Annotated in this window: 9 protein-coding genes; 5 read left to right on the top strand and 4 right to left on the bottom strand. The window is 36.7% G+C overall.

All coding sequences use genetic code 11. From position 1 onward, the window contains the following. Positions 1 to 219: 219 nt before the first annotated feature. The 3 genes from mobQ (at position 220) to FTU65_RS15800 (ending at position 2,134) form a co-directional block, all read left to right on the top strand. A complete protein-coding gene (gene mobQ, locus FTU65_RS15810) occupies positions 220 to 1,191 on the top strand; it encodes a MobQ family relaxase (protein ID WP_180067053.1) in 972 nt (323 codons plus the stop codon). After that, positions 1,188 to 1,685 carry a hypothetical protein gene (locus FTU65_RS15805; RefSeq protein WP_180006217.1) on the top strand — a complete coding sequence of 166 codons (498 nt, stop codon included), beginning with the start codon at positions 1,188 to 1,190 and terminating at the stop codon, positions 1,683 to 1,685. Before mobQ ends, FTU65_RS15805 begins: the two co-directional genes overlap by 4 nt. A 197-nt stretch (positions 1,686 to 1,882) precedes the next feature. Continuing rightward, positions 1,883 to 2,134, top strand: a complete 252-nt coding sequence (locus FTU65_RS15800; protein WP_004969151.1) for a hypothetical protein — start codon at positions 1,883 to 1,885, stop codon at positions 2,132 to 2,134. 23 nt (positions 2,135 to 2,157) lie between these two features. Here the strand turns inward: FTU65_RS15800 and FTU65_RS15795 are convergent, their stop codons facing one another. The 3 genes from FTU65_RS15795 to FTU65_RS15785 all read right to left on the bottom strand — a co-directional run bounded on the left by FTU65_RS15795 (position 2,158) and on the right by FTU65_RS15785 (position 3,608). Beyond that, on the bottom strand, positions 2,158 to 2,472 hold the full coding sequence (locus FTU65_RS15795; protein ID WP_096902543.1) for a BrnA antitoxin family protein: 315 nt from the start codon (positions 2,470 to 2,472) through the stop codon (positions 2,158 to 2,160). Next, entirely contained in the window at positions 2,435 to 2,746 is a 312-nt protein-coding gene (locus FTU65_RS15790; protein ID WP_096902542.1) for a BrnT family toxin, read from the bottom strand. Before FTU65_RS15790 ends, FTU65_RS15795 begins: the two co-directional genes overlap by 38 nt. Before the next feature lie 232 nt (positions 2,747 to 2,978). Next, positions 2,979 to 3,608, bottom strand: a complete 630-nt coding sequence (locus FTU65_RS15785) for a hypothetical protein (RefSeq protein WP_180067051.1) — start codon at positions 3,606 to 3,608, stop codon at positions 2,979 to 2,981. 772 nt (positions 3,609 to 4,380) lie between these two features. Between FTU65_RS15785 and repM the strand changes: the two genes are divergently transcribed. Then, the gene (gene repM, locus FTU65_RS15780) at positions 4,381 to 5,310 is read left to right on the top strand and encodes a replication initiation protein RepM (RefSeq protein ID WP_004871874.1); all 930 of its coding nucleotides are present in this window, start codon (positions 4,381 to 4,383) and stop codon (positions 5,308 to 5,310) included. Further along, the gene (locus FTU65_RS15775) at positions 5,307 to 5,603 is read left to right on the top strand and encodes a hypothetical protein (protein WP_005265043.1); all 297 of its coding nucleotides are present in this window, start codon (positions 5,307 to 5,309) and stop codon (positions 5,601 to 5,603) included. Before repM ends, FTU65_RS15775 begins: the two co-directional genes overlap by 4 nt. Here FTU65_RS15775 and FTU65_RS15770 read toward each other — a convergent pair. Next, positions 5,600 to 5,884: a hypothetical protein gene (locus tag FTU65_RS15770; protein ID WP_004871868.1), complete on the bottom strand. Its 285-nt coding sequence runs from the start codon at positions 5,882 to 5,884 to the stop codon at positions 5,600 to 5,602. The genes FTU65_RS15775 and FTU65_RS15770 overlap by 4 nt on opposite strands. Between the last annotated feature and the right edge of the window lie 116 nt (positions 5,885 to 6,000).

Below are 6,000 nucleotides of genomic sequence, written 5' to 3'. Positions count from 1 at the left end.
GATTTAGTCATAACGGTTAATTTCGGAATATAGAAAACCACTCAAGCATAAGACCCTATGAATTGAAATTCAAGCGGGTAATATGCTATCGTGTTTTTCATGAAATGCGCACTTACGACTTGAACAAAGTTCAAGTCAAAGTTGCGCAAGGGGACACCCCTTAACCCCAAAAAACTGCTACGCAATTTTTTAAAAGCAAAAGCACCCCAAGGCGACTGCATGGCAATTTATCATTGTTCCACTAAAACGGTGAACCGAAGTTCGGGGCGAACTGCGGTTGCATCATCTGCATATCGTGCAGGGGAAAAACTAGAAGATGAACGCACAGGACTGACCCATGACTTTACGAGAAAAGACGGTGTCGCCCATTCTGAAATTCTGTCTAATTTAGATATTGAAATTGACCGTGGTGAACTTTGGAACTTGGCAGAAAAAACCGAAAACCGTAAAGATGCCCGAACCGCTAGAGAATGGGTCATTGCCCTACCTGATGAATTAGACGCTGATCAACGTAAGGACTTGGCAAAAGACTTTGCCAGGTCCTTAGTTGATCGCTATGGAGTGATCGCAGATTTAGCCATCCATGAACCCAGCAAAGGCGGTAATGATAAGAATCATCACGCCCATATCATGCTTACCACCCGAAAAGCCGAATTGGACACGGACAATAAACTCACCCTGACCACCAAAACCGATATTGAACTCAGCAACGCCAAACGAAAAAGCCTTGGTATGGGTACAACCCAAGACGAAATTAAACAGATTCGGGAAACGTGGGCAAACCTTGCCAATCGTGCTTTGGAACGAGCAGGCATACAGGAAAAAATAGATCACCGCAGCTATGCCGATCAGAATAACGGACTACAAGCCACCATCCATGAAGGCACTAAAGTCACCCAATTACGCAGAAAAGGCATAGACACTGAAATCAGCCGTTTTAATGACAATGTGAAACAGCAGAACGCCCAACAGCTTGACCAACAGAAACAGCAGAAAGAGAGCGTTTTACAGCGTGGTTTAAACCGTGTCGATCAAGGTTTTGATCAATGGCAGAAGAACCAAGAAACCAAACGTCTAGAACTGGAACGCCAAGCGGAAATGAAACGACAGCAAGAATTAGATAAACAACGAGCCGAGCAAGCACTCCGCAAGGCATCTCAAAAACTAAGTAGAGGCGGAATGTCATTATGAGTAATCAAAATGATTTAGATGACCAGTTATATATTTTATTGGCATCCATGAAGGAATATCGAGAAGCCATAGCAGACGATAAGAAGCGATTAGAGCAGTTTTACAACCAAGTCGCTAGTGGAGTGCTAGACAAGGCTGAAAAATCGCTAGAAAACGCAAATAAGAAGCATACAGGTGCATTAAACAACAGTATTCAGGCATTAAACGAAGCTACAAACAGGCTCAACTTAAAACTTATCCTTATTTTTGCCAGCACGTTTGTGGCTGTGATGATGGTATTCATTTTGGCAATCTTCTTATACGTGCCAAGCAAAGACGAAATTGATAACCGTAGAGCTGATATGGCTTTACTAAAAAAATATCCGCTACAAATTAGAGAAAGTGATGGTGAAACATTGGTGAGAATCATGAGGAAAAATTGCTATTCGTTTGAACCGAGTAGTGTCAAAGAAAAAACGTATGACTGGTGTCAGATCGACCCTAAAAAATACTAGTTGATCGGTACTTTGCTTGGTTTTTCTTATTACTGATCAGATTACAGCAAGCGCAAAGTTGCCCGACTTTGAAACATGGCTAAAGCCATATTTCAAAGCATCGAGCTGAAATTTCGCATAAGAGATTTTATGTTAAATAAGACTATTAAGATCAGTTATAATTATCCAATAAGTGATTAAAAATAATAAGGTAATTTATGTCTACATGGGTGTGGGTACTTATTTATTTGGCAGTTAGCTTAATGTTCAAATGGATTATTTCATGGGGTGGAGCTGATTATATTAAAGGCTGGAAGAGTATCTTTTTCTTAGATATGGAATCAAGCTCATGGAATGAAGAACAGCTTAGAGCTATGGCTTTGTTTCTATGGATAGCATTTACCATTCTTTTTATTATAGGTTTAATTTACCCCGAATTTAGATTCTATAAGCTTAAAAATAGTTTGTAAAAAACGGAGCTTAAGCTCCGTTTTTATGGGTGATTTTTTAAATCATTCAGCATTGCATCACGTAAAATCTTATTCATACGTGTCTGATAGCCTTTGCCTTGTGCTTTTAGCCATTGCATGACATCTGCATCAATGCGTACTGTAGTCACTTGTTTAGTTGGCTTATAAAACGGATTTTGGACAGCATTTTTCCAAAAGCTTTCATCAAGTTCAGGAATGTCGGAAAAGTCTATTTCACTGTCTGCGCGTTTAGCCAGAGCTTCAAGTCTTGCCTTTTGTTCTTCAGACAAAACAGGAGGTTTATTCAAATCTACTTTGTACGTAACGGTTTTGCTCATACTGTTTCCTCTCTTTTTTCTCTGCCTGTCGTGCCGAAATAATGCGGATATGATCCATCCCATTATGGTCTTGTACTGTGTGGGCCACCAATAAAACAGCTTGCCCATGTACCATACCTATCGCTTGCCAACGATATTCACCATTTTCAAAGCGATCCTGTTTATATAAGGCATGAGCATCGTAAAAAACCAATGTCGCATCTTCAAAAGCTATACCATGCTTTTTAAGGTTTATTTCTGCTTTATGCTCATCCCATGAAAACTCAATTTCCATAGTTGCATCGCTTTTTGTTAATATAAAAATGTTAATACAAAATTGTAACTTTTGCAAAGTTCTTCCATTTTTTATTGGCAAAAGCTTACAGAATCGAACATAAAAAAGCCGACTTGTTTCCAAGCCGGCTTTTCGACATCATCGAGCACATTATTTATAGCATAAGTTTTTGATTTTTATAAATTTCAATGTATGCATTTCGTATAACCACCATTATGTTAAATGTATAACTTTATAAAGTGTTAATTTTAAAGTCTTCCAATGTTTTGCCTTTTTCTTCTAATAAATTATGAACAAACTCAGGCTCTAATTTCAGCATCAGTTCAATAGCATCATGGATTTTCCAAAATTGTAATTCAGGATGATCTATTATTTGGATTAAATGGTTTTTAATTAAAGGAATATATTCATCGTATTTTTCATCACCAATTAACCAAAATAAGCGACTAATATCAAATGGTTCTGTATTAGATATTTCTATAATCTTTTGTATAGGATGAAATATTTTTATTCTAGCCTGTTCACCAAATCCTAGATCAGCTTGGAATGCCCAATAACGAACAAAAGCTCTAAGTACATGCTGAAGTGTATCATCATAACCATGTAAACGATGATCTATATAACCAACTAATTTATTTTCATTTAATAAATTTACTAATGCATCAAAACCAGAGGATTGTCCCCAATTAGTCAGAAGTTTTGCTGCCTCAAATACAATATTTTCATCAGAAGAATTTAATAAATTTATGACTTGTTCTATACGATCTTCAGGAATATCTTCTGGATCTAAATCTGTTGCATCACATGCGTAATCTGCATGAGTAGGAACGTCATGCAGTAATACAGAAATTTCTTTATTCATTAAGCCACTCATTAATAATTATCTTAAGATTTTCTAAAATTAACATAATACACCTTATACGAAATGCGTTATAATTATCTATAGAAATCAATGCTGTAGTTTCTAGTTTATAGCCCAATCACACCCGATTGGGCTTTTTTATGGATTTTTCACGTTCCACGCCTATTATTTAAGCAATGTTTCACAACTTTGGTTAGCTCCAGTAAATAATTAAAACCTAGATAATAAGAACCGAGCGAGTGTCTACGAGCGATTGAGCATCATCAAAATTTCGCCCTCGCCTTTTCTCTGATTACAAGCTCCCTTTCGATTTTAAACGGTAGCTACAGAGCATCCCGAATGGGTGCGAACTTTGGAGCTTTTGCTTTTCAAAAAGTATGAGCGAAGCGAATACATTACAAATGCTTTTGCTTTTAGATTTCACAACAGGATTAACTAAAAACTGCCCCACGAAGCGAGGAACGAGCTTCAATAGAGTACGAGCTTTAGCGAGTACATAGGGCAGTTTTTAGCACTCCCCTCTCGAAAGGCTTTTAATTATTTTTAAAGCTTTTAATGCTTTTAGACAGGTTGAAACCCTTGTGTAGTAAGTGTTACAGACTATATAAACGGACATTTGCTCTTGTATAAACGGACATTTGCTCTTGTATAAACGGACATTTGCTCTTGTATAAACGGACATTTGCTCTTAATTAAAAGACATTATAAATATTGACCTTAAAAAGATATTAGATTACATTGTCCTTTAATTAGATAATAATAAGTTCTTCTTATGAAAAATAGTTTAGTCGTGAAAGATAATGCTCTAATAAATGCCAGTTACAACCTAGAGCTAACGGAACAACGTTTGATCATGCTAGCTATCATTAATGCTAGAGAATCGGGACAAGGAATCACTGCGGATAGTAAACTGGAAATACATGCTAGTGACTACGCCAAGCTATTCAATGTATCTGCCGATGCGTCATATAAAGCTTTGAGAGAAGCTGTAAATAATCTGTTTAATCGTCAATTTAGTTATACAGCCGAATATAAAAAAACAGGCAAAGTCGGCATTGTTCGATCTCGCTGGGTAAGCCGTATATTTTATGTAGATGACCTAGCATTGTTAGAAATTACTTTTGCTCCTGATGTAGTGCCTTTAATCACACGATTGGAAGAACACTTTACAAAATATGAAGCTAAACAAGTTGCTCACCTAACCAGTAAATACGCCACTAGGCTTTATGAATTGCTGATTGCTTGGCGTGAAGTTGGAAAAGTTCCACAACTAGAACTTAGTGAGTTTAGAAACAGATTAGGTCTTGTTGATAGTGAATACACCGCCATGAGTGACTTTAAAAAGCGTGTGCTTGAACCATCAATTAAACAAATTAATGAGCATACTGATATTACTGTAACGTATGAACAGCATAAAAAAGGACGGATCATTTCAGGTTTTTCTTTCAAATTTAAGCAAAAACAACAGCCAAAAGTTGAAGCAAAAAGAGATCCAAACACGCCTGATTTTTTTATAAAAATGACCGATGCACAACGCCATTTATTTGCGAATAAAATGTCAGAAATGCCTGAAATGGGGAAATATTCACAAGGTACAGAAAGCTACCAACAATTTGCTATTCGTATCGCTGATATGCTTTTAGAGCCTGAAAAATTCAGAGAGCTTTATCCAATTTTAGAAAAATCAGGATTTCAGCCATGATTAAATTAAATAACCTATCAACCGATCTAAAGCATGTGACCGTTGAATACCTCGACATCGTAAATTATGAAATTGCGAGGGAAAATATATGCGGTTATATCTTCCTATTATCCCGACTATCCAAAAATGCCAAACCCACCGAAAAAATGCAGATGGAAAGCAAAATACAGGACTTAATTTACTATCGGGATCATTTGCAGATAGAGGACAAAGACAATATTCAAAAGGTTTTAAACACGCTCATTCCCGAGTATCAAGCCGAACAGAATAACCAAACAGCTAAGAAAAATTAGGCTTCAATGTCGGGCAAATCAAAAAGCTGTCGATCTCTATTTTCTGTTAAATATTCGTTGAGTTCAGCGAGTATTTTTTCTTTATTAGCTTCATTTGCCTGCATTTTCTTAATCAAGTAAGAACCGAGCAAAATTTTACGCCTAGTATCATCCTTGCGCTCCTGTTCTTTCTTTTTGGTACGTTCTCTTGCTTCAATAGCCTGTTTCTGTGCTTTTAACTGTTTCAGCTTCTCTAACTGGGCTTCAATTTTCTTTTCGATATTTTCAGCAGATTTAGTCATAACGGTTAATTTCGGAATATAGAAAACCACTCAAGCATAAGACCCTATGAATTGAAATTCAAGCGGGTAATATGCTATCGTGTTTTTCATGAAATGCGCACTTACGACTTGAACAA

The sequence above is a fragment of the Acinetobacter sp. YH12129 genome (assembly GCF_013418685.1).
Classification (GTDB): domain Bacteria; phylum Pseudomonadota; class Gammaproteobacteria; order Pseudomonadales; family Moraxellaceae; genus Acinetobacter; species Acinetobacter amyesii.
This window is presented reverse-complemented; position numbering and strand designations above follow the sequence as displayed.

Excerpts from the sequence above, each read along its gene's own strand:
- FTU65_RS15790 (WP_096902542.1), bottom strand. The coding sequence starts at position 2,746 with ATGGAAATTGAGTTTTCATGGGATGAGCATAAAGCAGAAATAAACCTT.
- FTU65_RS15775 (WP_005265043.1), top strand. The coding sequence starts at position 5,307 with ATGATTAAATTAAATAACCTATCAACCGATCTAAAGCATGTGACCGTT.
- FTU65_RS15785 (WP_180067051.1), bottom strand. The coding sequence starts at position 3,608 with ATGAATAAAGAAATTTCTGTATTACTGCATGACGTTCCTACTCATGCA.
- FTU65_RS15805 (WP_180006217.1), top strand. The coding sequence starts at position 1,188 with ATGAGTAATCAAAATGATTTAGATGACCAGTTATATATTTTATTGGCA.
- FTU65_RS15800 (WP_004969151.1), top strand. The coding sequence starts at position 1,883 with ATGTCTACATGGGTGTGGGTACTTATTTATTTGGCAGTTAGCTTAATG.
- FTU65_RS15770 (WP_004871868.1), bottom strand. The coding sequence starts at position 5,884 with ATGACTAAATCTGCTGAAAATATCGAAAAGAAAATTGAAGCCCAGTTA.
- repM (WP_004871874.1), top strand. The coding sequence starts at position 4,381 with ATGAAAAATAGTTTAGTCGTGAAAGATAATGCTCTAATAAATGCCAGT.
- FTU65_RS15795 (WP_096902543.1), bottom strand. The coding sequence starts at position 2,472 with ATGAGCAAAACCGTTACGTACAAAGTAGATTTGAATAAACCTCCTGTT.
- mobQ (WP_180067053.1), top strand. The coding sequence starts at position 220 with ATGGCAATTTATCATTGTTCCACTAAAACGGTGAACCGAAGTTCGGGG.